This is a genomic window from Pseudomonas sp. XS1P51, assembly GCF_054897845.1.
In genome coordinates, this window is the sequence record NZ_CM142707.1 from 3,930,317 (window position 1) to 3,955,735 (window position 25,419).

At 58.7% G+C, this 25,419-nt stretch carries 28 protein-coding genes and 4 pseudogenes; 23 read left to right on the forward strand and 9 right to left on the reverse strand.

Annotation, left to right across the window (positions count from 1 at the left end; translation table 11 throughout):
* Positions 1–5: 5 nt before the first annotated feature.
* The 14 genes from ACYZUD_RS18260 (at position 6) to ACYZUD_RS18325 (ending at position 10,223) form a co-directional block, all read left to right on the forward strand.
* A complete protein-coding gene (locus tag ACYZUD_RS18260) occupies positions 6–467 on the forward strand; it encodes a Rha family transcriptional regulator (RefSeq protein ID WP_462019549.1) in 462 nt (153 codons plus the stop codon).
* 317 nt (positions 468–784) lie between these two features.
* Entirely contained in the window at positions 785–943 is a 159-nt protein-coding gene (locus ACYZUD_RS18265; RefSeq protein WP_462019550.1) for a hypothetical protein, read from the forward strand.
* Positions 940–1,197 carry a hypothetical protein gene (locus ACYZUD_RS18270; RefSeq protein ID WP_462019551.1) on the forward strand — a complete coding sequence of 86 codons (258 nt, stop codon included), beginning with the start codon at positions 940–942 and terminating at the stop codon, positions 1,195–1,197. The genes ACYZUD_RS18265 and ACYZUD_RS18270 overlap by 4 nt, the downstream gene beginning before the upstream one ends.
* On the forward strand, positions 1,194–1,421 hold the full coding sequence (locus ACYZUD_RS18275) for a hypothetical protein (RefSeq protein ID WP_462019552.1): 228 nt from the start codon (positions 1,194–1,196) through the stop codon (positions 1,419–1,421). Before ACYZUD_RS18270 ends, ACYZUD_RS18275 begins: the two co-directional genes overlap by 4 nt.
* Complete coding sequence (locus ACYZUD_RS18280; protein WP_462019553.1) at positions 1,418–1,762, forward strand: hypothetical protein; 345 nt, start codon at positions 1,418–1,420, stop codon at positions 1,760–1,762. The genes ACYZUD_RS18275 and ACYZUD_RS18280 overlap by 4 nt, the downstream gene beginning before the upstream one ends.
* Positions 1,763–1,764: 2 nt before the next feature.
* Positions 1,765–2,037, forward strand: coding sequence for a hypothetical protein (locus ACYZUD_RS18285; RefSeq protein WP_462019554.1), 273 nt, complete (start codon positions 1,765–1,767; stop codon positions 2,035–2,037).
* Positions 2,034–4,244: a DUF927 domain-containing protein gene (locus ACYZUD_RS18290; protein ID WP_462019555.1), complete on the forward strand. Its 2,211-nt coding sequence runs from the start codon at positions 2,034–2,036 to the stop codon at positions 4,242–4,244. Before ACYZUD_RS18285 ends, ACYZUD_RS18290 begins: the two co-directional genes overlap by 4 nt.
* A gap of 355 nt (positions 4,245–4,599) precedes the next feature.
* Entirely contained in the window at positions 4,600–4,911 is a 312-nt protein-coding gene (locus ACYZUD_RS18295) for a hypothetical protein (protein WP_462019556.1), read from the forward strand.
* Positions 4,908–5,513: a hypothetical protein gene (locus ACYZUD_RS18300; RefSeq protein ID WP_462019557.1), complete on the forward strand. Its 606-nt coding sequence runs from the start codon at positions 4,908–4,910 to the stop codon at positions 5,511–5,513. The genes ACYZUD_RS18295 and ACYZUD_RS18300 overlap by 4 nt, the downstream gene beginning before the upstream one ends.
* 112 nt (positions 5,514–5,625) lie before the next feature.
* Positions 5,626–8,391 (forward strand): phage tail tape measure protein, encoded by a 2,766-nt coding sequence (locus ACYZUD_RS18305; RefSeq protein ID WP_462019558.1) that lies wholly within the window; start codon positions 5,626–5,628, stop codon positions 8,389–8,391.
* A 53-nt stretch (positions 8,392–8,444) separates the two neighbouring features.
* Entirely contained in the window at positions 8,445–8,732 is a 288-nt protein-coding gene (locus tag ACYZUD_RS18310) for a hypothetical protein (protein WP_204149643.1), read from the forward strand.
* A complete protein-coding gene (locus ACYZUD_RS18315; RefSeq protein ID WP_462019559.1) occupies positions 8,729–9,088 on the forward strand; it encodes a hypothetical protein in 360 nt (119 codons plus the stop codon). Before ACYZUD_RS18310 ends, ACYZUD_RS18315 begins: the two co-directional genes overlap by 4 nt.
* Before the next feature lie 38 nt (positions 9,089–9,126).
* Entirely contained in the window at positions 9,127–9,732 is a 606-nt protein-coding gene (locus tag ACYZUD_RS18320; RefSeq protein ID WP_462019560.1) for a tail assembly protein, read from the forward strand.
* A gap of 62 nt (positions 9,733–9,794) precedes the next feature.
* A complete protein-coding gene (locus ACYZUD_RS18325; RefSeq protein WP_084318218.1) occupies positions 9,795–10,223 on the forward strand; it encodes a hypothetical protein in 429 nt (142 codons plus the stop codon).
* 164 nt (positions 10,224–10,387) lie between these two features.
* Here the strand turns inward: ACYZUD_RS18325 and ACYZUD_RS18330 are convergent, their stop codons facing one another.
* On the reverse strand, positions 10,388–10,621 hold the full coding sequence (locus ACYZUD_RS18330) for a hypothetical protein (RefSeq protein ID WP_462019561.1): 234 nt from the start codon (positions 10,619–10,621) through the stop codon (positions 10,388–10,390).
* Between the two features lie 1,842 nt (positions 10,622–12,463).
* On the opposite strand from ACYZUD_RS18330, the gene ACYZUD_RS18335 reads away from it, so the two are divergent.
* The 4 genes and pseudogenes from ACYZUD_RS18335 (at position 12,464) to ACYZUD_RS18350 (ending at position 14,099) form a co-directional block, all read left to right on the forward strand.
* On the forward strand, positions 12,464–12,664 hold the full coding sequence (locus ACYZUD_RS18335) for a hypothetical protein (protein WP_462019562.1): 201 nt from the start codon (positions 12,464–12,466) through the stop codon (positions 12,662–12,664).
* Between the two features lie 636 nt (positions 12,665–13,300).
* Entirely contained in the window at positions 13,301–13,498 is a 198-nt protein-coding gene (locus ACYZUD_RS18340) for a helix-turn-helix transcriptional regulator (RefSeq protein WP_462019563.1), read from the forward strand.
* 67 nt (positions 13,499–13,565) lie between these two features.
* Positions 13,566–13,829: pseudogene (locus ACYZUD_RS18345) on the forward strand (pyocin activator PrtN family protein); the annotation flags it as partial.
* 129 nt (positions 13,830–13,958) lie between these two features.
* Positions 13,959–14,099: a helix-turn-helix transcriptional regulator gene (locus tag ACYZUD_RS18350; protein ID WP_462025068.1), complete on the forward strand. Its 141-nt coding sequence runs from the start codon at positions 13,959–13,961 to the stop codon at positions 14,097–14,099.
* A 957-nt stretch (positions 14,100–15,056) separates the two neighbouring features.
* Here the strand turns inward: ACYZUD_RS18350 and ACYZUD_RS18355 are convergent.
* A pseudogene (locus tag ACYZUD_RS18355) lies at positions 15,057–15,212 on the reverse strand (DUF2817 domain-containing protein); the annotation flags it as partial.
* Between the two features lie 164 nt (positions 15,213–15,376).
* Between ACYZUD_RS18355 and ggt the strand changes: the two are divergent.
* The 3 genes from ggt (at position 15,377) to ACYZUD_RS18370 (ending at position 18,168) form a co-directional block, all read left to right on the forward strand.
* Positions 15,377–17,209 carry a gamma-glutamyltransferase gene (gene ggt / locus ACYZUD_RS18360; RefSeq protein ID WP_462019564.1) on the forward strand — a complete coding sequence of 611 codons (1,833 nt, stop codon included), beginning with the start codon at positions 15,377–15,379 and terminating at the stop codon, positions 17,207–17,209.
* Between the two features lie 281 nt (positions 17,210–17,490).
* Positions 17,491–17,793, forward strand: coding sequence for a type II toxin-antitoxin system HigB family toxin (locus tag ACYZUD_RS18365; protein ID WP_462019565.1), 303 nt, complete (start codon positions 17,491–17,493; stop codon positions 17,791–17,793).
* Between the two features lie 3 nt (positions 17,794–17,796).
* A complete protein-coding gene (locus ACYZUD_RS18370) occupies positions 17,797–18,168 on the forward strand; it encodes a helix-turn-helix domain-containing protein (RefSeq protein ID WP_462019566.1) in 372 nt (123 codons plus the stop codon).
* Positions 18,169–18,199: 31 nt separating this feature from the next.
* Here ACYZUD_RS18370 and ACYZUD_RS18375 read toward each other — a convergent pair.
* The 3 genes and pseudogenes from ACYZUD_RS18375 to ACYZUD_RS18385 form a co-directional block, all read right to left on the reverse strand.
* Positions 18,200–18,627, reverse strand: a pseudogene (locus ACYZUD_RS18375) (TOBE domain-containing protein).
* A 37-nt stretch (positions 18,628–18,664) separates the two neighbouring features.
* Positions 18,665–19,759 carry a D-alanine--D-alanine ligase gene (gene ddlA, locus ACYZUD_RS18380; protein WP_462019567.1) on the reverse strand — a complete coding sequence of 365 codons (1,095 nt, stop codon included), beginning with the start codon at positions 19,757–19,759 and terminating at the stop codon, positions 18,665–18,667.
* 10 nt (positions 19,760–19,769) lie between these two features.
* The gene (locus tag ACYZUD_RS18385; protein ID WP_462019568.1) at positions 19,770–20,411 is read right to left on the reverse strand and encodes a LysE family translocator; all 642 of its coding nucleotides are present in this window, start codon (positions 20,409–20,411) and stop codon (positions 19,770–19,772) included.
* Positions 20,412–20,564: 153 nt separating this feature from the next.
* Here ACYZUD_RS18385 and ACYZUD_RS18390 point away from each other — a divergent pair, with 153 nt between their 5' ends.
* A complete protein-coding gene (locus tag ACYZUD_RS18390) occupies positions 20,565–21,374 on the forward strand; it encodes an AraC family transcriptional regulator (RefSeq protein WP_462019569.1) in 810 nt (269 codons plus the stop codon).
* A gap of 76 nt (positions 21,375–21,450) precedes the next feature.
* Positions 21,451–21,819, forward strand: coding sequence for a cupin domain-containing protein (locus tag ACYZUD_RS18395; RefSeq protein WP_462019570.1), 369 nt, complete (start codon positions 21,451–21,453; stop codon positions 21,817–21,819).
* A gap of 12 nt (positions 21,820–21,831) precedes the next feature.
* Here ACYZUD_RS18395 and ACYZUD_RS18400 read toward each other — a convergent pair whose 3' ends face one another.
* From ACYZUD_RS18400 to ACYZUD_RS18415, 4 genes and pseudogenes are all read right to left on the reverse strand, one after another.
* Positions 21,832–22,431: a flavin reductase family protein gene (locus tag ACYZUD_RS18400; RefSeq protein ID WP_462019571.1), complete on the reverse strand. Its 600-nt coding sequence runs from the start codon at positions 22,429–22,431 to the stop codon at positions 21,832–21,834.
* Positions 22,432–22,488: 57 nt separating this feature from the next.
* Complete coding sequence (locus ACYZUD_RS18405) at positions 22,489–23,097, reverse strand: methyl-accepting chemotaxis protein (protein WP_462025069.1); 609 nt, start codon at positions 23,095–23,097, stop codon at positions 22,489–22,491.
* Positions 23,077–23,805: pseudogene (locus ACYZUD_RS18410) on the reverse strand (PAS domain-containing protein); the annotation flags it as partial. The pseudogene ACYZUD_RS18410 and the gene ACYZUD_RS18405, both read right to left, overlap by 21 nt.
* 128 nt (positions 23,806–23,933) lie before the next feature.
* Positions 23,934–25,247, reverse strand: coding sequence for an MFS transporter (locus ACYZUD_RS18415; RefSeq protein ID WP_462019572.1), 1,314 nt, complete (start codon positions 25,245–25,247; stop codon positions 23,934–23,936).
* Positions 25,248–25,419: the final 172 nt, after the last annotated feature.

Consider the following 25,419-nt stretch of genomic DNA (forward strand, 5'->3'; position numbering starts at 1 on the left):
CAGTTATGTTGACCCTGATCGAGGATGAGCCTCGAGTTGATAGCAGACAGCTCGCCGAGCAGTTGGGCAATCAACACAAAAATACGATGGCGCTGATCGAGCGTTACACCGACAAAATCAAACAATTTGGTTTGCTGCCGTTTCAAACGGAGGCAAGACCAGTCGGACAACACGGCGGTGGTGACGCTCGTTTCGCGTTGCTGAACGAGGATCAAGCGTTCTTCCTGCTGGCGCTGTCTCGCAACACTGATCGCGTCGTAGAGCTGAAGTCGAGTCTGATAATGGCGTTCCGCGAAGCACGGTATGGGCACGCCTGCCAGACGCTGGAGGCCCGCAAGAAGGAAGCCAGCAGCAGTGGTCGGCGCCTAGCTCACTGGCGTTATGACAAGCCTAGCGTTTACCAGCACGTCGCCCACCTGAGGGATCAACTCAAGCTTCCACTCGATCTGGAGGACGTGCGCCCATGATGAATGCCTTGCTCATGCCCCGCGATGAGTGGTCTATAACTTCTCTTGCCAGCAATCACGCCCGCCGGTATCGTCTGCTCTGTCACATTGCTGACAACGACCTTGGCGGGTCGACCAGAAAAAGGCGCAACAGCGCCCCCATTACGATTGCAGGCGCTTTTTTTGTGCCCGCATTCTCGCGTTATGGCGGGTTGCGCAGGAGCACCCTCGGGTGCGTCGGGTTCCTTTTTCCCCGATCCGCCAATCCTGTGCAATTCGCCACCCTTCTCTGCTTGGCGGCAGGCCGCGGTGGTTCCTCTGAAAAAGGAGCTACACCAATGACCACCCTCATTCCGTCCAAAATTCGCGCTATTGTTCACCGCCACATGGCGCTGAGCTCACTCCGCGCAAACTATCCGCTGTCCGTCCGTCTAACCCGCTACAACGCCAACATGAGCATTGCCCGCACCTTGGAAGCTGCTGGGGGTGCCAAATGAGCACCAAGCTGAAAGTCGACGTTGTGAATGATGTCGCAAGTGCCGCAGTTGACCAGCTCCACTGTGACAAGGCCTACGCCGTGTGGCTTGATGCCCTGATGCGCACCATCAAACACAACGCAAAACACTGTGAGGGGCGGGACTGCGCGACCCTTGCAGAAATCGGTTCCTACCTGACTGAAGGCATGCTGTCGGGCCTGGGTGACGTAGACGAGATGACCAGAAAGCTGGAGAGCGCAGGGGGTGAAGCATGACCTTCCCCATTCAGCCCATCGCAGCACCAACCCATTGCACTCTCGATGACCTGCGAGACGTGCAAGGCGTCCTTGTATTGCTGAGCCTGGCGCTTGCCGTCATCGCCTCGCCCACCACGCCAATCATCCTTGCCCGCGTTGCCGCCGTAATGGCGCAGCACACCGCTATGGCCTGGGCTGAGTTGCTGAATGGCGTTATCGCTGAGCAAGGGGGTGAACTATGAATGCCGTAGCCAAACGCCCCATCCTATGCCGTGACGACCTGAGCTTCACAAAGCGCGATGACGAAGGCCGACTCATCAACTGGCCTCGGTACAACTACGGGGTGCCGGCAGACTGGAAAAAGGGCATCGCCTGCTTCGATGGCGAAGTTGCCGAGCTGGCTGCTCACGATGAAACCGAAGCGTTCCACGCCATCAAGTCCGCAATTATTGATATGTGCGGTCGCGCCACCTGCCTTGAAATCGGTTTTGCTGATTCAGTAACGAGGGCGGCGGTACTTGGCCTACGCGCTATTCGCAGCGGCGCCGAGCGGTTCGAACCTAAAGACTCCGAGGAGGCTTAACCATGACTAATTTTCAACAGCGCCGCGATGCGCTGGTGGGTTCGCTCACCCCGAAGAAAGCCACCGAACTGTTTTACGTCACCCACCCGAAGGTGCCTAAGGCGCTGCTGGGGCCCTTCCTGACTAAGGCTGACGCGGAAGCTGGCCGCATTGTGATGCGTAGTGCTGATGCTCTGGTGACGGCCTGCCCGGTCGATTCAATCGACGAGATCACTCACTGGCACGCCGTGAACAATGGTCGGGTCTGTCGGGCATTCGCTGGGAGCAACGCATGAGGAGCTCTCCCAAGCTAACCGTCGTCGCCGATGATCCCCTTCATTGCCTTGTGCTTCCCCGGCTAGACGGAGTGAAGAAATCCGGAGCCGATAGCTACATGGCTAAATGTCCTGCGCATCAGGATAAGTCGCCGTCATTAAGCGTCGCGTCCGGCACTGACGGTCGCGTGTTAATTCATTGTTTCGGTGGCTGCCATACCTCTGACGTTCTCGCAGCTGTAGGCCTTGAACTGAAAGACTTGTTCGCTGGAAATTTGAGCGACACAGCACGACTCGACTACCGGCGTAGATCACTTGAGAGCGCTCGCAGCCAAGCGAGACTTATCCAGAGCATCGCTGCCGCGCAGTTGGATCGCGGCGAAGCTCTCAGCGCGATCGATATGGAGCAATTGCAGACGGCTGTAACGAGAGAGCGCGAGGTGTGTGACCAGCTTGCTGGATTCGATGTTGATCGGACGGCGAGAGTAACCCCAGATCGTCCCTGCTGGGCCGTATACGAGCATTGGGTGACCAATGAGAAAGGCCGCAAGCTGCGCCCGGGCGTTTACTGGCATAGCTTTAAGCGCTCTTCGGCCGATCAGGACGACGCTGAAAGCGATGTCGGCGATCGGCCTATCACAGATGAATGGATCTCCAGTCCCGTCACGGTATTGGCTCGCACCACCAACAGTGACGACGGCAGCGAGGGCCGGCTGCTCCGACTGGTGACCGAAGGCGCGATCAAGGAATGGATCATTGCCATGGAAGTGTTCGGCGGCAGCGGAGAGGACGCCAGGCGCGCGTTGTTCGGCATGGGCGTCATCATTGCGCTCAAGAAGCGCGGCACGTTCATGGAGTACCTTCTCGATCAGCAACCTGCAGAAGTATTTGCCACCACCAGCCGGCCGGGCTGGCATGAGTCGGGGGCGTTCGTTCTCCCCGGGCGGACAATCGGCGGTGCCAATGTGCGGTACCAGGCCAGCAACAAGGCTCAGGTGTTATTCAGTCGACGCGGCGAGCTGGCGCTGTGGCAGTCGGAGGTGGCCGTCAAGTGTGCTGGCAACCCGGTACTGACGCTGGCGATCGGCTGCTCATTGGCCGGCCCCCTGTTGAGCCTAGTCGGCGTGCTGGGTGGAGGTGTTCACCTTGTGGGCGACAGCTCGAGCGGCAAGTCGCTGGCGCAACTGATCGGCTCGTCAGTGTGGGGTGACCCGGGCGTGTTCGCCGCCAGTTGGGACATGACCAAGGGCGGGCTTGAAATCGAAGCGTCGAGCCGTAACGACACCATCCTGCCGCTGGACGAGATCAAGCGCGCCGACCCCAAGCGAGTACAGGAAATGGCCTACTCCCTCGCCAACGGCCAGGGCAAAGGCACCATGACCCGCGAACGTGAGGGCCGCGCCAAACTGAGCTGGCGCCTACTGACGCTCTCCAGTGGCGAGCGGTCCCTCTCCGAACACGCCGCCATATCCGGGAATGCAGCCCACGCTGGCGCCGAGCTGCGCATGGTCGACGTGAACGCCGGCACCCGCACGCACCGGGCCTTCGATGAATTGCACGGCCTTGAGGGAGCGGACTTTCACCGGCAGCTCACTGTGGCGGTTGGCGCTCACCATGGCCACCTTGGGCCAGCCTTTGTAGAGAAGCTGATCGAGAGCGATGACCGACCAGGACTACTGAAGGACTTCGCCGGGATTCGCGCCAGCTTTGTGGAAGACAACGCCCAAGCCGGTCGTGTCGCAGACCGGTTCGCTGTGATTGCGCTCGCCGGCGAGATGGCGACCGCTTACGGCCTTCTACCTTGGGAACCTGGTAAAGCCCTTGCGGACTGCCGTTTGTTGTATGGCGAATGGCTCAGCCGGGTTGGCAGCGGCAATGCCGAAGATCGCCAGATCCTAGCCGGCATCCATGACTTCATCGACCGCCACGGCAGCAGTCGCTTTTCCGACGTCGACGACCAAGTACCTGACACCAAAGTGTTCAATCGTGCGGGCTACTGGGAGCTGGTCGGCACCAACCGGTTGTACCTCTTCAACAAGCCGGCGCTTATCGAGGCCGCTAATGGCTATGGCCTGAATCGCATCATCAAGGCACTGGAGGGCGCCAACGTTCTCGCTTGCCATAACACCGAACGCAAAACCAAAAACTACCGACTCCCAGGTGGTGGCCAGGCGCGTCTCTACGTGATCGATCCAGAGAGCATCGATCGTGAAGGAGGTGGAGCATGAACGCCCCCCAAGCACCATCCACCCGGAATGCCCGACTTCACAGGAACCTAGAATCACTGGCAACAGTGGCAACACCGGCAACGGCCTTGTTGGACGGGGCTTGCAGCCGTTGCCACCCTATAAAAAAAGTGGCAACAACTGGCAACACACACATCAGTTTCAATATAAGAGGCCGGCTCCCCCCTTTCATTTGGTTATCACTGTTGCCAGTAAAAAACCGGTGGCAACGGTTTGGCATCATCAGCCACGCCTGGAGACCACGGTTTACGGGACTGTTGCCAGTGTTGCCGCTGTTGCCGGTGTTTTTGAAATCACAGGAACATTGGACTACTAGCGAGCAGGGCGAGGTGTCGCAATGAGCCTACTTTCACCACTGCTCGATCACATGTCGCCAGCCTTTATCGGTACCGAGCCCGAGAAAGCCGGTAAGCCCATGTCACGCACACATCTGGCGCTGGCCAACAAAGTGGAGCGCCCTCCTCAGTTCGTCACCGGCCCGCATGCGAACGCCGCCACCGCCACACCGGAATGGCGAAAGGCTCGCGACCAATACCTCAGCCACGTCATGGTTTGCAGCGCCTGCTATGCGCCTACAGGGCGCCATTGCACGGCTGGCGCCACCCTGCGCGCCAGCTACGACCGCATACCCATGGAGACACATCCATGAACACCAACGTCGTCATCGCCCTACTGAAGATCGCCCAGAAGCCAGGCGCCAGCATGAGTACGAGCCTGATCACCACGCGCCGAATCTGCCGAATCTTCGGGCAGAGGGCAGATTCCATCCGTAGCGAGCGCCAAGCCATGCGCCGCGACGCCAGCAAACTGCGTCACTACCTCCCCTTCACCGCCGACAAAATCTACGAGATCCAGCGGCAGGCCACTGAGCACCGGAGCGCCGAATGGAACGACTTGCGCAAGGTGCTGGGCGCTTTCGGCCGCTCGCTAATGCTGGACACCGAGAGGCTGGCAGATGGCCTAGGGTTCGACCGGTTATGCGATCTGCTGGCAGTCAACGCCGTGGAGCGGGAGGAAGCGCGGGAGGATGGCGCGACCGGTTTGGCTGAGCTGGTATTCGCCTATGCGCTCGAGGACAGCGCCGCACGCCGACGGCAGGAGTGGAATGACGCGCCGTTGTTCAACGCCTGCCAACTCGCTACCGCGACTTTCATCAGCGAATGCCCGGAGCAACTGTTGCCCGACCCATTCGCCCCTGGTGCGCCATTCGGCCCGAAGCTGCCGCCCACCCTGAGCATCGTCGGCAAGTAAGCGACCTGACACGCGACACGTTTTGCGAATAACGAAAACGTGTCGCGGCATCGAGCAACACCAACGGGCATCAGCCCATGACCAGCGCCAGCAGCGCTAAAGAGGTAAAGGTATGACACAAGATATAGCCAGCCTTGGGATCAAGGTCGAAACGGGGGACGTGGCCAAGGCCTCCACGGAATTAGATGGGCTGGCTCAGGCTGGCGCAAAGGCCGAAAAGGCGACGGAGAGCTTGGCCGGCGGGACTAAGAAGGTAGGCATCTCCATCAAAGAGATGGCCGAACAAACCAAAGGGGCTGAGCAAGCCACCGAAAGGTTTACCAAGAAGACCGATCAACTCGGCATGTCGGCGAAACAGACCGCAAACGCCCTTCGCGGCGTGCCGGCGCAGTTCACCGACATCGTGACCAGTCTCCAAGGTGGCCAGGCTCCGCTGACAGTTCTCCTGCAGCAAGGCGGTCAGCTAAAGGACATGTTCGGCGGGATTGGTCCTGCTGCGCGGGCTCTGGGCGGTTACGTTGGTGGGCTGGTTAACCCATACACTCTGGCCGCGGCCGCTGCTGCTAGCCTTGGCATTGCTTATTACAAAGGCTCGCAGGAAGCGACCGCCTATAGCACCTCGCTGATCCTCACCGGAAATGCGGCCGGCACCAGCGCTGATCAGTTGGCATCGCTCGCACGCCAGGTTAGCGCGACGGTGGGCACCACTGGTGCCGCGGCAGAAGTCCTCGCCCAGTTAGCCGGCAGCGGTAACCTCGCCGCCTATAGCTTTGAGGAGATCACCAAGTCCGCCTTGACGATGAAAGACGCTACCGGCAAAGCGGTGGAAGAAACCGTGGCGCAGTTTGCCTCGATCGCCAAGGAGCCGGTATCGGCGTCGATCAAGCTCAACGAGCAATACCACTACCTGACCGCATCGGTTTACGAGCAGATTGTTGCGCTGGAGAAGCAAGGCCGGCAGGCCGAAGCAGTTCGCGTCGCCACTGATGCGTTTGCCGAGGCCATCGAAGGACGTGGCGAACAGATCACTAAGCGCCTGGGATCGATTGAGAGGGCTTGGAGCAATGTGGCCAAGGCTGCAAAGTGGGCATGGGATGCCGCGCTTGATGTTGGTCGCGAAGCCACCTATGAGGAAAAGCTCGCCAATTTGGAGGAGGCTGCTAAGAACGCCGCCCGTCTTGGCGCAGGTCCTCGCGGAACAGGTGCTCAGGGTGCTCAGAGTATTGAGGCGCAACGATCCTCCTTGATGCTTGAGGAGCAGGAACGCCGCAACCGGGTTCAGGCCAACAAGGATGATCAGGACGCTAATGAACGATCGATCCAAGCCCGCCAGCGTCTGAACCTGCTGGTCGACAAAGGCAAGTCGCTCACCCAGCAAACGGCTGACGCTTACGAGAAGATCAACAAGGACGCGGCCGAAGCTGCCAGGAAAGGCACTGCTTACACTGCCGATCAGATTGCTCAAGCGAAGAAAACCGAGTTCGAGCGCATTAACGGCAAGCCTGCCAAGGGTGGCGGCGCCAAGCAACTCAACCTGAGCGGCTACAACGACGCCCAAAACGCAATCAAGGATCTGCAAGCCACCTACTCGAACTCCGAGAAAGAGCTTGAGGCGCGGCAGAAGGCCGGGCTGATCACGCAGCAGAACTACCTTGACCAGCGCACCGCGTTGATCCGGGCAGAGCGTGAAGAGGTCACAGGCGCCTATCAGGCTGAGATTGCCGCACTGGAGGCCGTCAAGGATCGCACCGGAACGACTGGCGCCCAGCGTATCCAGTTGGACCAGAAGATCGCTGACGCGCGCACCAGCATGGTCAAGGCGCAGAAGGATGCCGACGGCCAACTCAACATTCTAGCCATCAATGAAACTGGCAGGGTAAATGCCCAGACAGCGGCCTCTGAGGCGTATGTCGCTCAGCTTGAGCGTCAACGCGCCGCGCTCGAAGCATCTGGCACACGTGCTGCTAACGGGCTAGGGCTGGGCGATCGTCAACAAGGCCTGCAAAACAGCCTTGATGGTTCCACTGACAAGTTCAACGAAGAGCGCGCCAAGCTGCTGGATCGTCGCCGTACGGCCCCGGACAAGTACAGCAAGGCAGACTACGAGAAGGATCTCGCCAGCCTTGAAGTTGCTGAGGACAAGTATCGAGCAACGGTTGTTGGCAACTACGACAAGATGTCCGTAGCCCAGACTGACTGGCAGTCCGGTGCGACATCAGCGTGGGCAAACTACCTAGACTCGGCGAGAGATGTGTCGGGCCAAACGAAAAGCCTCTTCACTAATGCGTTTGGCGAGATGGACGACGCTTTGGCAAATTTCGCGTTGACCGGGAAGCTGTCTTTCAGTGACCTCGCCAAGTCGATTATTTCGGATATGGCGCGCATTGCCGCGAAGCAGGCCAGCTCCTCGGCCTTGAGCGGGTTGTTCGGCTTGGCAGCCAGCGCAGTCGGGTCATATTTCGGCGGCTCTACTGGCGCCACTCAGGGCGGCTACACCGGATCGGACTACTCGAACTGGGTGAAAGCTCAGGCCAAGGGTGGGGCGTGGTCCGGCGGCGTGCAGATGTTCGCCAATGGCGGCGCATTCACCAACAGCGTTGTCAGTTCGCCAACCGCCTTCGGGATGTCTGGCGGGAAGACTGGCGTCATGGGTGAGGCCGGTCCTGAGGCGATTGTCCCGCTTGCGCGCGACTCACAAGGGCGCCTCGGTGTACGTGGCGGCAGCAGCGCAACCCCGATCACCATGACCTTCTACATAGACGCTGCCGACAACGGCGCTAGCACCATCCCAGACCCCGCTAAGCTGGCTGAAGCGATGAAGACAGTCGCCCGACAGGAGATCGCCAACCAAAGGCGCAACGGCGGTCAACTAGCCTAATAGGGCTTGGGTTATTAGGCGGCTCCCGCCATCCAATTCAATGGAGATAAGCGATGACAATTGAGTACGACAAGCAGGTCCTCGTCGGAGTAATAAGTGACGCAGTGACCAATCACTTCCTGAAAATGCTGCCCAAGCAACCGGACGCTATTCGGGTTCGGGAGATCCTAGAGGAGGCGATCGAGATCGTTGTTCGGACGACTTCGGTTCTACATGAAGACTTTGAAACGCGCCCCGCGGAGATCCTGCAAGAGGGGCGAGAACACTCGAAAGCTAATGTAGACCGATACCTGAAGATCATTTTAAGCCCAGGCAGCAAAGCATGGAGACCTCGAAAATGACTGGTCAAGAACGCTTCGCCGAGGCGTGCAAGACAAGCCGCTTTGAGTCGTACCCATTGAAGCAGGGGCCGGATTCTGGATACCTGGTATGGGACGTCCAGCATGTCCGTGATGGGCAGAAGGTGCCCATCGACGGTCCTTTCTTCACCGAGGAAGAAGCGCGGGTATCGGCCGATCTGCTTCGCGGGACATTCCGCGGCGCCCGGGCCTATAAGACGATCCGCGATCGGATTTGGAATTATGACCCGAGGGATGAACAGGTGACATTCGATCAGGCGCGTATGTCGCGATCTCTTCTCGCCATTCGCCTTGGCGTGAAAGCCCCCACCAACAGCGCCGCCGGCGCACCGGAGTAAATCATGACCCTTTCCATGAACCAGTTTGAGGTGACGCGATGAGCGCTATCGTTAACCCACCGATGACCCGCATCCTTTTGTCTGGCAGCCTGGCCAAAACCTTCGGCCGCGAGTTTTTCCGTCAATTGGAAACGGGCACCACTCGCGAGGCGTTCAGCGCTTTGCAGCACACCGTCGAAGGCTTCGCCGACTTCATCCGCGACTCGGCTCGCCGCGGCCTTCGTTATGCCATTTTCCGCAACCGAGAGAATGTCGGTGAAGACAGGTTCACCATGAGCGGGACGACAGAGATTCGCATCGTCCCGGTCATCGCTGGCAGCAAGAACGGCGGCCTGTTTCAGACAGTTTTAGGTGTCGCACTGATCGTTGTCGGCGCATTCCTATCGGCAACACCATTCGGCCCACCATTAATCGGCATGGGCATTTCATTGGCTCTCGGCGGCGTCATGCAAATGCTGTCTCCGGTACCCAAGTCGCCGAGTCAACAAGACCAGGCCGGCACTGAAAACAAACCCAGCTACCTATTCAACGGCGCGTTCAACTCGACGCAGCAAGGCCTGCCAGTGCCTGTGGTTTACGGCCAGATGCTGGTCGGCTCAAGCGTGGTTTCGGTCGGCACCTGGGCGGAGGCTATTCCGACATGAGGTAAGGCCTGCAATAGGTCGAGGCGAGTGATACATTCGCTCTTTTCCAGGAGAGAAAAGCCATGCAAAGGATTATCGCGGCTGGACTAGTCGTACTGGCTTTGGGCGGATGCGCAACGTCACCAATGCCGGTTTCCGAGGCGAAGCCGGTTCCCTCCGATGAGATTTATGGTTTCAAAGGCCCAGCCTCGAAAGACTCGGGAGGCCTCACGGTTTTCAGGGATGATGGTTTTGTTGGATCAGGTTGCGACATCATTCTGTACATCGATGGACAGCGCGCAGCTAAGATCGGACCAGGCCAAAAGGCGTCTTTCAATCTGCCCACTGGAGATGTGAATCTCGGCACCGGGCTCGCCGAATCAGGGCTATGTGCTGGCGCTGCAATCAAAACCGTCGCAGCCAACATCAAATCTGGAAGGGAAGCCATCTATCGAATCAATGGGGATATGCAAGGTTTCTACCTCGGCCCATATGTTGATTACGGTCGGTAGGGTAAAGCGTACTAAATCCGCCTACGGGCGGTTTTTTCATGCCTTGAGATAGATTATATGATCCCACTGAGACGATATCGTCTGTCTCGCTGCCGGAACCGCAAGATGGTAACCACTCCGGCAACCACCAAAAGTAACCAGTTGGGGGTGGCTGCCGGCTCGCATTAAACCCGTTTCAACCTCTCGCCACTGAGAAAAACTACGAACTCTGAATCACTGATTTGGCCAACCGGGCCAAAATTCACCGCTCTAAAAAATCTGGAATCGTCCGCCCAAAGCGTCCTGCCATCCTTCGTTGCATCCATTGAGATCTGCTGTGTTGACTCAATGATTGTGTAGCGCTGTCCGGACTGTCCTACTGCCTCAAAGCGGTTGGTTTCTTGAAGTCGAGCTGCCATTCCATAAGCCTCCTGTCGATTGCAAGAAATTCAAACGATAGCATCGGCATAGCACTCTGCCTTTGCGCTCACTTCCTGACCGACAGATGGCGCCGCCCAGCGCCTCCCAACCTTAACAATTGTTAACAGGCTGACACCGTGCTCATGGGCCAGTAACGCCCCGCCAGGCCGTGATGACGCGGATTCGATGTCAACATTTGTCACCATCCCGCTGGGCTGCCACGCCTCAAACTGCTACTTCCGTAGCATTTCCCAACGTTAGGTTTTGTTAGGTTCTGGTGCGCGCTCGATGTCAGGTTTTGTCAGGTTTCCACGCCGATCAGATGTCAAGTTTTGACAAGTTCTAGAGTCGGCAGAACGTTAAGTTTTGATAAGTCGCTGGCGCAGGCCAAGTCGCCCGGTATCCACTCTGGTATCCACGGTTTGGGGGCATTCCGGGGCGGATACCCTGGCTGGTGACCAGGCGCGGTGACCACCATCAGTGACCACTTTTCTCTGGTCACAAAACCATCAAACCCATTTGGGGAAACACAACCCCATGAATGACCCGCGTCAAGTGCCTGTCGGGGGTGTTTTAACGCAGTCGTCACGCACGACCATCACGCACCGTGAGAGCCGGCAGCCTGTTATGGATTGTTATGGTTCGCACCCAAGGTTCGCACGATAAGTTCGCACTTCTGGTTCGCACCCTCCATGGCGCGAACCTGGCTGGCGGTTACCAGTGCGGTTACCAGCAATAGTTACCAGATCGAACGGTTACCAGGCGCGAGGTTTCCACGGTGGTTTCCACTGTTGGTTTCCACCAAAAGCAGGTGTTTTCACTGGCCAAACGCAGGTTTGCGAAACAACCCCATGGATGAAGTGCAAAGGACGCGAAAGCTACGTTGAATGAGCGTTGCGAAAACAAACCCCATGAATGAAACCAGCTCTGCGAAAACCGAACCCCATGAATGAGGCTGATCTAGGTCGAATGCCCCCGTTGCGGAAACACCCCATGAATGACCAGCGCTAGCCGTTCCGATGTCAGGTTTTATCAGGTTCCAGCGTGTTGAAAACAACACACTGTGTAGGAATCAACACGGTGTCGAGCGCCCGCTACTTTGACCACGCTTTGACGGAATGTGAGACAGGCATGAGACGAAACCCGCACCGTGTAGACGTCTGAGGCTTATTCCACGCGGGAGCCGTCAAACAAGCCGCCCTAGACGTCTCATACCCCTGACAGACCCCAGACAAATTCTGGACAGGCTTTAGACGGATTGTGACCCTGCCGAACAGCCCGACCACCCGGAAAGCAGCGCCCCACCTGATGCGCGAAGGATCACGCCGCATCCGAGCACCGCACCCCGTCAAGAATGCCAAAAACCTTGACCAGCCTTGACGAAATTTTTGACAGGGTTGGACGGATTTCTCGAGCGCCACCACCGGCTGGCGCGCTGAAAGCCACGCAGTACAATGCTTTGCGAGCATTCGCACAGCTTGTCCAGCACCAGCCCCGTCTAAAATTCTGGAGGTGGCGGTCAAGGAAGCTGCTCTATCGATTGCCAGGCCCTCGCTGGCGAGTTAGACAGGTGAATACCGGAGCAGATAAACCCTTAACGCACCAAGCAATACTAGACAGGCCCTAGACGGATTCCCTCCAACAGATACCCTCGGAATCGTCCGCAGCCCAAGCATTGCGCCGCCTCCAGCGTGATAGCTGCGCGCTAGCGCTCAATACTCGTCAAGTATTAACTGGGGCGTCTGATGACCTGATAGCAGGTCGGAACAGGTAATATCTGCCGGCAATAGTTGGCGTCATCCAAATAGCGCCAGCTTCAGCCGCACACCGAGGATTAACCCATGTCCGTTATCGATTGCGACTACCTGCCCGCCGACAAGGTAGTGTTTCCGCCCGAGCTGGCGTTGCTGATCGTGAGGAAGGCCGCGGCTATGGCAGCAGCCTTTGAAGACCAGGCGCTTGACCAGCTCACCAAGGACGCCAGGCGAGCGCTTTCCCAAGGCGTGGAACCTAGGCGAGTCATCCGGGAAATGCGGTTGTAGTCGGCCCGCCGGGGCTCACTCAACCGCTGGGCAGCTAGTCGTCCCGTCTTCCGAGGCAGTGCTAGATTTGAAGCTGGTGCGACCTCCAGCCACTTAATCAAGCGGGGCGCTCGCTGCGGAGCTCGAGGGGGTCGTGCCCAACCTTAAAGCGTACGCATACATGAGCAACCTCCTCATTCAGCCTAGAATTCTTAGAGCTAGCGAAGCACCGAAGTATTTGGGCATGTGCCGAGCCGTGTTCGAACAAACAGTTAGGCCTTACGTGAACGAGTTCCCTATCGGCACACGCGGGGTAGGCTTCGACCGAATTGAGCTGGATAAATGGGCAGACGCATACATCTCGGCGCACTCGATCGATAAAAGAACGAAGGTAGAGTCATCGTCGACTCCGATCGTCACTCCACAATCGGGGCGTAAAAAGCGCGGTCCGGTTATGGCAGGCTCGGCCACTGGCAAAGCTACCTATAAACCACCCACATCAGAGGACTTCTACAAATTGGTGGATGGGCTCCTGGGGAGGTCGGCGGACAAGAAAGATCGTAGGCGGAAAAAGCATGAGAACCAAAAGCCACCCACTGAGGAATAGCTCATCACTGTTTTTCGACAGCAACCACCCGCTTCGACGAGGTGAAGGGTATGGCCACGACGGAAAGCATTGATCGTTTCCTGCGTCTCGACGAAGTGCTTCACATCACCGGCTTGGGCAGAAACACGGTTTATCGTCGGATCAGGGAAGGCACCTTCCCCAAACAGATCAGGATAGGGCCAAACTCGGTGGCTTGGCGTCAGTCAGCAATCGCTAAATGGATGTCCGATCTGAGCCCGAGCGACTGACGGATTTGGCGGCGTGAATTTATCGGCTCGCACGTGGGTTAACGACGTTGTTGCGAGGAGTAGACCGATGAACACCCTTTTCCTTCTGATGGCTCAGTATGACGGCCGGGTCATTGTTCCCTTGGACCAGGTGTGCGCCGACTACTTCACTCACCTGACGCCTGAGAAGCTGAAAGCGAAGGTGGCGGCCGGCCAGATTGACCTCGTAATTGTTCCCATTGAGCAGAGCCAGAAGTCTGCGCGTGGAGTACACGTGAACGACCTAGCGGACTATCTGGACATTCAGCGCGATAAGGCCAAAACGGAGCATGATCGGCTGATGGGACGCCGCCCCAAAACGCTGCCCCGTCAATCGGTCAGCAAGGTGGGAATGAAGACTGATCGACCTGTTGAACCTGTTGAACCTGTTGAACAATCAATTCAGTTCATCAGGCTGCCCGAAGTGAAGCGGCTTACGGGAATGAGCACTACCACGATTTATGAGATGGCCAACGCCGGCCTTTTCCCTAGACAGGTAAAGCTGGGCGGGCGGGCTGTGGCCTGGGTCAAGTCAGACGTGCTGGCCTGGAGCAAGGACAAGATCGAAAAGGCGAAAAAGTAGAAACTCTGGCCAGAAGGTAAAGCTGATCGAAACTGCAGAGTGCGAAAAATGCGTTATTTGACCGTGAGAAAGTTTTCCAGTGAGTCGGGATACACAGAGGCCGCGACTCGCTCAAAAATCGCAGACGGCACATGGGTGAAGAATTATGTTTGGCGGAAGGCGCCTGACGGGCGCGTGCTGATCGACGTTGATGGCTACGAAGCCTGGGTAGAGATGGGCGCACCATCCAAGGCTGATCGAGTGCACAGGTACCAGTCCGAAACGTGCTCCGCCCCGCCAATGAGTAAAGCTTCAAAAGTCGGAAGTCCAAAGCCGCTGGTGTGATGCCGTTCGTCGGAGCGGCCCGGATAACCAAATGGTCACTTTTGGGTACCTTCTGGATAAAAGAAAAAGCGGCCAAAATCCACCTAGCAGCGGGCATCGTGTATCCCCACATGTATCCCTTACACAAACAACATAACAAATATCTAGTAAATACATACTCTTAAGCGATCAGTTCAAATGCCTGTGTACCACCAAGTACTAAAAACGGCTTACCGAAAGGTAGGCCGTTTTTTTATGCCTCGAGAAAAGTGCCCCGAACCACAGAGCGGTAAATGTATGCCTGTAGCGGTTCTCTCCTACAGTTAAGGCCAATGACTGAGCGCAGCGAGACCACCCTATGCACGGGGGGCCTGGACGAAATCATTCTGTTTTTCATCGTGGTCGCCATCTTCTGCGTGGTGCTGGAACTCGCTTTTCGTCTCGGGCGTCATCACCGGACCCGCAGCAGTGATTCAACCCGATCCCACCTCAGTGCATTGCAAACCGCCCTCCTCGGTTTGCTGGCGTTGTTGCTCGGTTTCAATTTCGCCATGGCGACCTCACGCTTCGAAGCACGCAAAACACTGATTCAAGATGAAGTCACAGTGATTGGCTCGACCTATCTGCGGGCGAAGTTACTGCCGTCTGACCTGCGCCGAGCACGGCCACATCGGTGCTCAGGGATTCACCGAACGGTCCCTTGAGTGGATGCGGGTACTCGGTCAGCGACGCACCGGCCGCAGTCGCCGCCGCCAGAAATTGTTCACGCTGGGTGCGGTAGCCGGGCTGGGTGGGGAACTCGGTCTGCATGTCTGCCTCGTGTTGATTTTCTGGTCAGTCTGATGCCCTCGACCCTACAGAAAATCCATCGACTCATGAAGGACAAAAGCGTCGTTGCCATAGGCCATGGTTTGCGTCACTCCCTGTCGGCCGATAAAGTCCCCAGTACTTTTCCCACGGACGGAGTGCCGCGCGTGTTCTCAGCCTTTCACTTGAGCCGCTATCGCCTGTCAGCGCTTTCGCTGATCGCCACGGCGTTGACCCTCGCCGCGTGCAATGTTCCGCCCTCTTCGACGTTGCCGCTCGCGCCGGAAATCGCTTCGGGTTATCGCACCGATCTCCAGACCCGTCATGCCGCTAAACACATGGCAGCAGCGGCCAATCCACTGGCGGCCGAGGCCGGGCGGGAGATGCTGCGTCAGGGCGGCTCGGCGATCGATGCCGCCATTGCGATGCAAGCGGTGTTGACGCTGGTCGAGCCGCAATCCTCAGGCATCGGCGGCGGCGCACTGATCGTCCTGTGGGATGGCAAAACCGTGCGCACTTACGACGGTCGCGAAACCGCGCCGGCCGGCGCCACCGAGAAGCTTTTCCTGCAGGCCGACGGCCAACCGATGCCGTTCACCCAGGCGCAGATTGGCGGCCGCTCGGTGGGCACCCCAGGCGTATTGCGTGCGCTTGAATTAGCGCATCAGAAACACGGTCGCCTGCCTTGGGCGCAGTTGTTCGAACCGGCCATCAAACTGGCGGAACAAGGTTTCGCTATCTCGCCACGCCTGCACCGGTTGATCGCCTCGGACTCGTCCATCCGGCGCTCGCCAGATATGACTGCGTACTTCCTGAATACCGATGGCAGCCCGAAAGACGCAGGCACGCAATTGAAAAACCCGGCACTGGCCGCCGTGTTCAAACGCATCACCAAGGAAGGACCTGATGCATTGTACAAAGGCGCCATCGCGCAAGAGATCGTCACCAAGGTTCAGGGCCACGCCAACCCTGGCAGCCTGTCGCTGAATGATCTTCAAGGCTACAGCGCCAAGGAACGCGCGCCGCTGTGCACCGACTACAAGCGCTGGCAGGTCTGCGGTATGCCGCCACCGTCGTCGGGCGGGATCGCCGTGGCGCAGATCCTCGGCACGTTGCAGGCCCTGGAAACCCGCGACCCGCGTTTCGCCCTGGCGCCACTGAAGCCGGTCAAGAGCACAAAACCCGCCGGCATCGAACCGCCCCCTGAAGCCGTGCACCTGATATCCGAAGCCGAGCGTCTCGCGTATGCCGACCGCGCCTTGTACCTCGCCGACACGGACTTCGTGCCCGTGCCCATCAAAGGTCTGGTGGACCCGGCCTATCTGGCCGGCCGCGCAGCCCTGATCGGTGATCACAGCATGGGCATGGCCAAACCCGGCACCCCGCCGGGCATTCAGGTCGCCTACGCACCGGACCGTTCACCGCTGCGAATCTCTACCTCGCAAGTGGTGGCGGTCGATGACCTGGGCGGTGCGGTGTCGATGACCACCACCGTCGAAGCCGCGTTCGGCTCGCACCTGATGGTCCAGGGTTTCCTGCTCAACAACCAGATGACCGACTTCTCGTTCATCCCCGAAGAGAACGGCCAGAAGGTCGCCAACCGCGTCGAACCCGGCAAACGCCCGCGCTCGTCCATGGCGCCCACCCTGATTTTCGACCGCCAAAGCGGCGAATTCCTCGCCACCCTCGGCTCCCCCGGTGGCTCGCAAATCATCGAATACGTCGCCAAATCCACCATCGGCCTGCTCGACTGGAACCTCGACCCGCAAGCCGCCATCAGCCTGCCCAACTTCGGCAGCCGCAACGGCCCGACCGAGCTGGAACAGGGGCAGTTCAGCGCGGAGCTGATTCAGGCGTTGAAGGACAAAGGGCACAGCGTGAACGAGATCGACATGACCAGCGGGACCCAGGCGATTGTTCGGGTCAAGGACCCGCAGGGGAAAGCGTCGCTGGCGGGTGGGGCCGATCCGCGGCGTGAGGGGGAGGCGCTGGGGGATTGAGTCCTACGTGGGAGTGAAGAAGGGCTTACCGGGAGGTAGGCCCTTTTTTATAGACATTGTCCCGTCCTGATCGGCCACCTCGCGCTGCCCTTTCCTACCCGCAAATGACTGCTTCAAGGATAGAGTTTGAAGATTGGTTTTTCCCAACGCTGTCTCAACCCCGGCTCATCAAATCAACTGTCGGGGCAGCCATTGATTACAAACCTCGAACTCGCTCCCCCGCACATCGGATGTGCCTCCACAGACTTGCATCAGTCCCACCACGGGACTAGGATCATGCCATGAGAATCATCGCTATCAGTCAGCTAAAAAGGTTTTGGGAGAAGTATCCGGACTCGGGACAATCTTTTCTGGCCTGGATTGACGAGGCAAGAATTGCTGAGTGGAAAACGCCAGCGGACATAAAGGCGCACTTTGCGACCGCCAGTATTCTCAAAAGCCGCAGAGTCGTGTTCAACATCAAGGGCAATGACTTTCGGTTGGTAGTCGCTGTGGCCTATCGCTTCGGCGCCGTATACATAAAATTTGTCGGCACTCACAAGCAGTACGACGCGATCGACGCTGATACCGTCGAAATGGAGTAACCCATGAACATTCGTCCGATTCACACCGACGAGGATTACCGCGCAGCCCTCAAGAGCGTGTCAGCGCTGTTCGACAACGAACCAGAGCCAGGCACCTCTGAGGGCGATTACTTCGACATCATGATCACGCTAATCGAAGCCTATGAATCGAAGCAGTTTCCGGTCGAGCTACCCAATCCGATCGACGCGATCAAATTTCGTATGGAGCAGTCCGGCCTGTCCGCTGCGGATCTTGCACCGGCCATTGGTCGGACAAATCGGGTCTACGAAGTGCTCAATGGCAAGCGCGCATTGACGCTCCCGATGATCTGGAAACTTCATGATTTATTCGGGATACCCGCTGAGAGCTTGATCAAGCCGGTGAAGCAGGCTTGATCTTTATCCTATTTGTTGCTGAAACCTCAAATCACGCCGGCACACCCAAAATGATATGCGACGCCTTGATCACCGCCGTCGCACTCACCCCCGGCGCCAGGCCCAGCTCTGCGACGGCCTGGCGTGTCACGATCGAATAGACCTCGGTGCCGCCGTCGAGCTGGATGACCACTTCGGCGTTGACTGAACCATCGATGACGCTGGTGACCTTGCCTTCGAGGCAGTTGCGCGCCGAAAGGCGAATGTCGCTGGATTCGGTCATCAACATGACCCACGGGGCCTTCACCAGCGCGATCGCTTCCTTGCCGACCGCCAGGCCGAGGTTTTTCACGCTTTCCATGGTCACCACGGCCACCAGTTCATTACCGCCCGACAGTTTCAGCGAAACTTCGGCGTTAACCGCGCCTGCTGCAATTGACTGATGGTGCCTTTGAATACGTTACGTGCGCTGACTTTCATGATGTCGTCACCTCGATTACCCGTTTTGGTATGCAGCTTAGCGAGTGATCTTCAACGCTTGCCGCGCCTTGTGCTTATCCAGCGCCAGCTCGATCAGACGGCTGACCAGTTCGCTGTAAGTCATGCCGGTGGCCTGCCACAGCTTGGGGTACATGCTGATGCGAGTGAAACCGGGCAGCGAGTTGATCTCGTTGATCAATACTTCGCCGCTGTCGGTCAGGAACACATCGACCCGCGCCAGACCGGAACAGCCTAAAACCTGAAACGCCTCGACGGCCAAGGCACGAATGCGTTCGCTCGCCTCGACACTGATGTTAGCCGGGACCACCACTTGTGCCGCTTGATCATCGATGTATTTGCTGTCGTAGGAATAGAACCCGCTGCGCACCACGATTTCGCCACAACCGCTGGCGATGGCCTCTTCGTTGCCGAGTACCGCACATTCGATCTCGCGACCGCTGACAGCGGATTCAACCAGGACTTTCTCATCGAAACCCAAGGCCATTTCGACCGCCACCACGTACCCGGCTTCGTCGTTCACCTTGCTGACGCCTACCGAAGAACCCTGGTTCGCCGGTTTGACGAACAGCGGCAGACCGAGCTTGCCCTGGACCTCGGCGAACCCGATGCGCGCCGCCGTAGCGCGGGTCAGCGTCACGAATGGCGTGACGGCCAACCCGGCATCGCGCAACAGGCGTTTGCTGATGTCCTTGTCCATGCACACGGCGGAACCGAGTACGTCCGAGCCGACAAACGGCAAGTCGGCCATGCGTAGCAAGCCTTGCAGGCAACCGTCTTCGCCCAGGGTGCCGTGGACGATCGGGAAAATCACATCGACGTGACCCAGCAGTTCCTGGCTGGAGGTTTCCACCAGTTGCTGACTGGCCTTGCCCGGCACCACGGCCAGTTCGCGGTTGGACTGGTTGAGGGCGATCAGCGCCGGGTTTTCCTGATTGAGCAGGAAGTTCGACGGGTCGTTGAGGTGCCAGTGACCTTGCTTGTCGATGCCGATCAGCACCGGCTCGAAGCGCGACCGATCCAGCGCGTCGACGATGTTCTTCGCCGACTGCAACGACACTTCGTGTTCAGCCGAACGGCCGCCAAAAATAATCCCTACACGCAACTTGCTCATTAAAAACTCCTCAACGATTAGCCACCAGATGTGCACCAAACAACAGGTAGCAACTGCCGGCAAAGCGATCCAGCCATTTGCGCGAACGGTCATAAACCCCCGCCACCCGACGGCTGGCAAACAGCAGCGCCACGCTGCAATACCAACCGAAGGACAAGGTCACCATGGTCAGCACCGCCAGCGCCAGCAACATCGGCGGTACGGAAGCGGGCATGGCCGTCGCGAAGATCGTTGCGACGAACAGTGCGGATTTTGGATTGGTCATATTGCCCAGGAAGCCCTGGCCATACACCGACAACAACGTGCGCCCCGCTCCGTCAACCGAGCCGCTATCACCCGCAACCAACGGAGGCTTGCGCTTGAACTGCTTCAAGCCCAGATAGATCAGGTAACAACCACCGGCAATCTTGAAGCCCAGGTAGAGCGTCGGCGCCGCACTGAACAGGGACTTGATTCCCAGCCCGCCTGCAAGACCCCAAAGCACCGTGCCTGTCGCCACGCCCAGCGCAGCCACCACGCCGTGGCGCTTGGATTGACTGGCCGCCAATTGCGCGATGTTGAAAAAGTTCGGCCCCGGCGTCACCACCGCAACCGTCCACAACAGCGCAAGCGATAACAACGGAGCGGCGTAGCTCAGGTGGGACATTTCCATGGTGGAGATCGCCTTCGCGGCTCTAGAGAATGTGCAACACATTGCTACATTTGCCCCCGGTTTTCTACTCGCACCGTGGGTTCTATCGGCAAGAAGACAGCCGACCGTTCCCTGGGTTAACGTGTTCTGCACCGAGCCCAAGACCACGACACCATGGCCAAGCACACGCCTCCCATCGACTGGTTCCACCGCGCGCCCGACGTCGGCGGGCTACAGCGTTTCGAGGCGTTTTTTGCAGGCCACGGCTACGACCTTCATCGCCATGACACCTACGCCATCGGCCATACCCTGGCCGGTGTGCAAAGTTATCAGTACCGCGGTGGCTGGCGACACAGCCTGCCTGGCGCGACGATGGTGTTGCACCCGGACGAAGTCCACGATGGCGAAGCCGGTACCGAGACCGGGTTCCACTACCGGATGATGTACATCGAACCTGCGCTGATCCAACAAATGCTCGGCGGCCAGCCGCTGCCGTTTATCAAGAACGGGCTGTCGAACGACCCGCGCCTGTTCGCCGCCACCACCGTGCTGCTGCGAAGTCTGGATTGCCCCCTCGAACCGCTGGAGGAACAGGATGCGCTGTTCGATCTGGCGCAAGCCTTGAACAGCGTCTGCGCAGTCACCACCCGCCGCACGAGCTTCGACTACGTGGCAGCAGAACGCGCGAGCGAGTACATCCACAGCGCACTGGATCGCACCGTGACGCTGGAGGAACTGGCTCGACACAGCGGCCGGGATCGCTGGAGTCTGTCGCGGGATTTTCGCCTGCTGTTCGGCACCAGCCCTTACCGTTACCTGACCATGCGCCGCCTCGACCTGGTCCGCTCGCTGCTGATCCAGGGCCAGCCACTGGCCAGCGCGGCGCTGATTGCCGGTTTCACCGATCAGAGCCACATGACCCGTCAGTTCAGCAAAACCTACGGTCTGTCGCCGGCCCGCTGGATGAAAATGCACCGCCGCTGAGCCACGCACAATCGTACAAGAAGCATGACAATACGCTGGCTATCGTGGGTTCACGATCAACCACGAGAGCAGCTTCATGAAAGCGTACGAAAGTCTGAACTTCGCTGAGAAAATCGCCCGGATCGACCCGCACTGGACACCTCGGGTCATCGCCGAAATGAACGACTACCAATTCAAGGTGGTAAAGCTGCTGGGGGATTTCATCTGGCACAGCCACCTCGATACCGACGAAACCTTCATCGTGCTCGAAGGGCAGTTGCGCATCGACTTTCACGATGGCCACGTGCTGGTGAACGCTGGCGAAATGTATGTGGTGTCAAAGGGGGTCGAGCACAAGCCGTTCGCCGAGCAGGAAGTGAAACTCTTGCTGATCGAGCCTAAGGGTGTGCTGAACACCGGCAGCGAAGGTGGTGAGCGCACGGCGCAGAATGACGTGTGGGTGTGAAACGCAGACGGCTTACGACGCTAACGTCTTGCCGTCCACCGGGTCGCCGATCTTCAAGAAGTGCCCGCCAGCCACGTGGTGCAAGGTGCGCAACGCATCTTGCCCCTCGAAGTGCCAGCGTCCGTCACTGAACACCCGCTCGTCCGCCTGGGCGGCAATCACCTCGGCCAGGAACAGATCGTACTGCTGGTGATTACCGGGCTCGGGCAACAGTCGACATTCCAGCCAGGCAACGCAGCCTTCGAGCATCGGTGCGTCGATCAACTCGGCGCTGAAGGTCGGCAAGCCATAGACCTGGAACTTGTCCAGGCCTTGGCTCTGGGTCAATTCCAGGCCGGAGGTCGAGCCAACGGTTTGCACGATGTCGGCCTGGGCGGCGCAGGGAACGTTCAGCACAAACGTACCCGAGGCTTCCAGCAGTTGTCGGGTCCAGGTGGACTTGTCCAGCACCACGGCAATGTTCGGCGGCTCGAAATCCAGCGGCATGGCCCAGGCCGCCGCCATGATATTGCGCTGCCCGTCATGGGCCGCGCTGACCAGCACGGTCGGCCCATGATTGAGCAGGCGATACGCCTTGGACAGGGGAACCGGGCGGCGGTGGAATGCGCTCATGAGGTCTGCTCCAGGGAAAAGACCCGATTGTAGCGATTTACGCCGCGATGGCAGCCATCAAGTCGCCAACTGATTGGCAAACTGCCCGACCGCGTTCACCACTTTCTGCGCGCCGTCCTGGATCTCGACAATCACCGTACCCGCTTCCGCCGCCAGCGCCAGCCCCTGTTCGGCCTGGAGTTTGCCGTCGGTCATCAGGGCCACGGCATTGCGGGCCATGTCCTGGTTCTGACGCACCACCAACACAATTTCATCGGTGGCCTGACTGGTGCGCGAAGCCAATTGCCTGACCTCGTCCGCCACCACGGCAAACCCTCGACCCTGCTCACCGGCACGGGCCGCTTCGATGGCCGCGTTGAGCGCCAGCAAGTTGGTCTGTTCGGCAATGCCGCTGATGGTTTTAACGATGGTGCCGATCACCAGCGACTGCTCGTTCAGGGCCTCGATACCCTCGCCGGCGGTTTGCATGTGCTTGGCCAGGTCGCGCATCACGTTCACCGCCTGAGTCACCACGGCCGTGCCGCGCTGGGCGCTTTGATCGGTTTGCTGCGAGGTGCCGTAGGCAATGTTGGCCGCTTCGGCGACGGCCTGTTCCTGATTGACCTGATCGGTAATCACCGTGGCGAACTTCACCACCTTGTAGAGGTTGTTGTTGGCATCGACCACCGGGTTGTAGGAGGCCTCCAGCCAGACCACACGACCGTGGCTGTCAATGCGTTTGAAGCGACCGGCCACAAACTCACCGGCATTCAGACGACGCCAGAAGTCCTGATACTCGGCGCGGTTGTATTCTTCCGGCTCGCAGAAGGTGCGGTGATGTTTGCCCTTGATCTGCGCCAGGCTGTAACCCATACCGTTGAGGAAGCGCTCGTTGGCCGCCAGCACGTTGCCAGCAAGATCGAACTCGATCACCGCCGTCGAGCGCACCAGCGCACCGATGAGGTTCTCGTGTTCACGGGACGCCTCGATGGTGCGGGTCAGGTCGCTGGAGTAAATAGAGAAATGCTTGATGCGCCCGTCCGCAGAGCGCACCGGCTGCAAAATCGAGCGCAACCAGGCTTCCTGGCCATTGCCACGCAACAGGCGCACCGTACCGGCAAAGTGCTCGCCACGGGTCAGTGCGGCCTTGAAGCGGTGGTGAAATTCGTCGGACTTCACATGGGCCGGGACGATCTCTTCGATGTGCCGACCGATCAGATCGTTGCTCTTGTAGAGCATCTCATTGATGAAGTTCTGATTGGCCGTTTGAATCCGCCCGTCGGTATCAAGGGTCAGGACCAGCATCTCGCTTTCCAGACTTTCCTTCACTTGCTGAAGGCTGGAGAGTTCTTCGCGAAGAGCCGACAACTCTTGCTTCAAGCGTTTGTTGAACATGGGGATACACCGATGGACAGGGATAGAAAGCGATATGCTGCCTAGCCATCGGCCTTGGAGACGTTTTCTGAATAGTGTTTCAGAGTTGTCCTACAAAAATAGTTGCGGCACGCCTACCGCCCTTTCATTCAAACCGCGCCAGCCGCTGAACAACCGCCGACTCTCGGCATTCGCGTCCCGAAATACGCCGCGCTGCTCACGCCCACCGCCCCCATCACCGCGCAGAAAATCACGCAGATCCACGGACTCCACGGCATCAGACCGATCAGCAACAGCGGTGTGACACTCGCCCAGGCCGCGTAGGCAATGTTGTAGGTGAAGGAAATGCCCGAGACACGGATTCGCGCCGGGAACAGGCTGACCATCACCGACGGTACCGCGCCGACCACGCCGCAGCTCAGGCCGGCTATCGCATACGCCAGACCGATCCAGCTACCGCCAATGATCAGGCAGGTGTAGAGCACGCCGATGCCCAACGGCAGCAGCAGGCTGTAGAGCATGACCGTGCGCCAGGCGCCAATGCGGTCGACGAGCAACCCCGCCAGCACGCAACCGATGTTCAGGAAAACGATGCCCAGCGCACTCAGGCCGAATGTGTAGCTGGCAGTCATGCCGAAGGTTTTCTGCATCATGGTCGGGGTAATGACCACGAATACCACCACCGCCGACGTCAGCACGCAGGTGAGGATCATTGCCGGTAGCATGGCCACGCGATGTTCACGCAAGACCGTGCGCAGCGGCAATTCGACGGCCGCCTCGCGCTTGGCCTGCATCGCCATGAACACAGGGGTTTCGCTGAGCCAGCGGCGCAACCAGACGCCAATCACTCCGAACGCGCCGCCCAGCAGGAACGGGTAACGCCAGGCGTAATCGAGGATCTCTGCCGGGGTAAAAGCCTGAGCCAGAAACGTCGCCGTCAATGCGCCGATCAAATAGCCGAAGGTCAGCCCGGCCTGCAGAAAGCCCAGGGCATAACCGCGATGCCCGACCGGCGCGTGCTCGGCGACGAACACCCAGGCACTCGGCACTTCACCGCCCACCGCCGCGCCTTGCAGGATCCGCAGGGCCAACAGCAGCAAGGGTGCGAAATAGCCGATTTGCGCGTAGGTCGGCATGATGCCGATCAGCAGGCACGGCAGCGCCATCATCAGGATACTCAGGCTGAAGACCTTCTTGCGCCCCAGCCGGTCGGCGAAATGCGCCATCAGAATCCCGCCCAGCGGTCGCGCCAGGTAACCGGTGACGAAAATCCCGAAACTCTGCAGCAGCCGCAACCACTCGGGCATTTCCGGCGGGAAGAACAGCTGGCTGAGGGTCAGCGCGAAAAATACGAAAATGATGAAGTCGTAGATTTCCAGCGCACCACCCAAAGCCGCAAGGCCCAGGGTCTTGTAGTCCGAGCGGGTGAACGGCGCCGGGCGCGAATAGGTGTTGGCAGTCATGAAAAGAACTCAGGCATGGGCAAAAAACCAAGGCGCCCATGGTCTACGCAAACGCGCCCACGGACAACCCGTTAGACCAAAGTCCCAAACTCGTAAAACTTCGTCACAAAAAAATATCGATTGATTTACTGTTGGCAGCTGTCCAGACGGGCTTGTGCGGCCCTGAGGACCA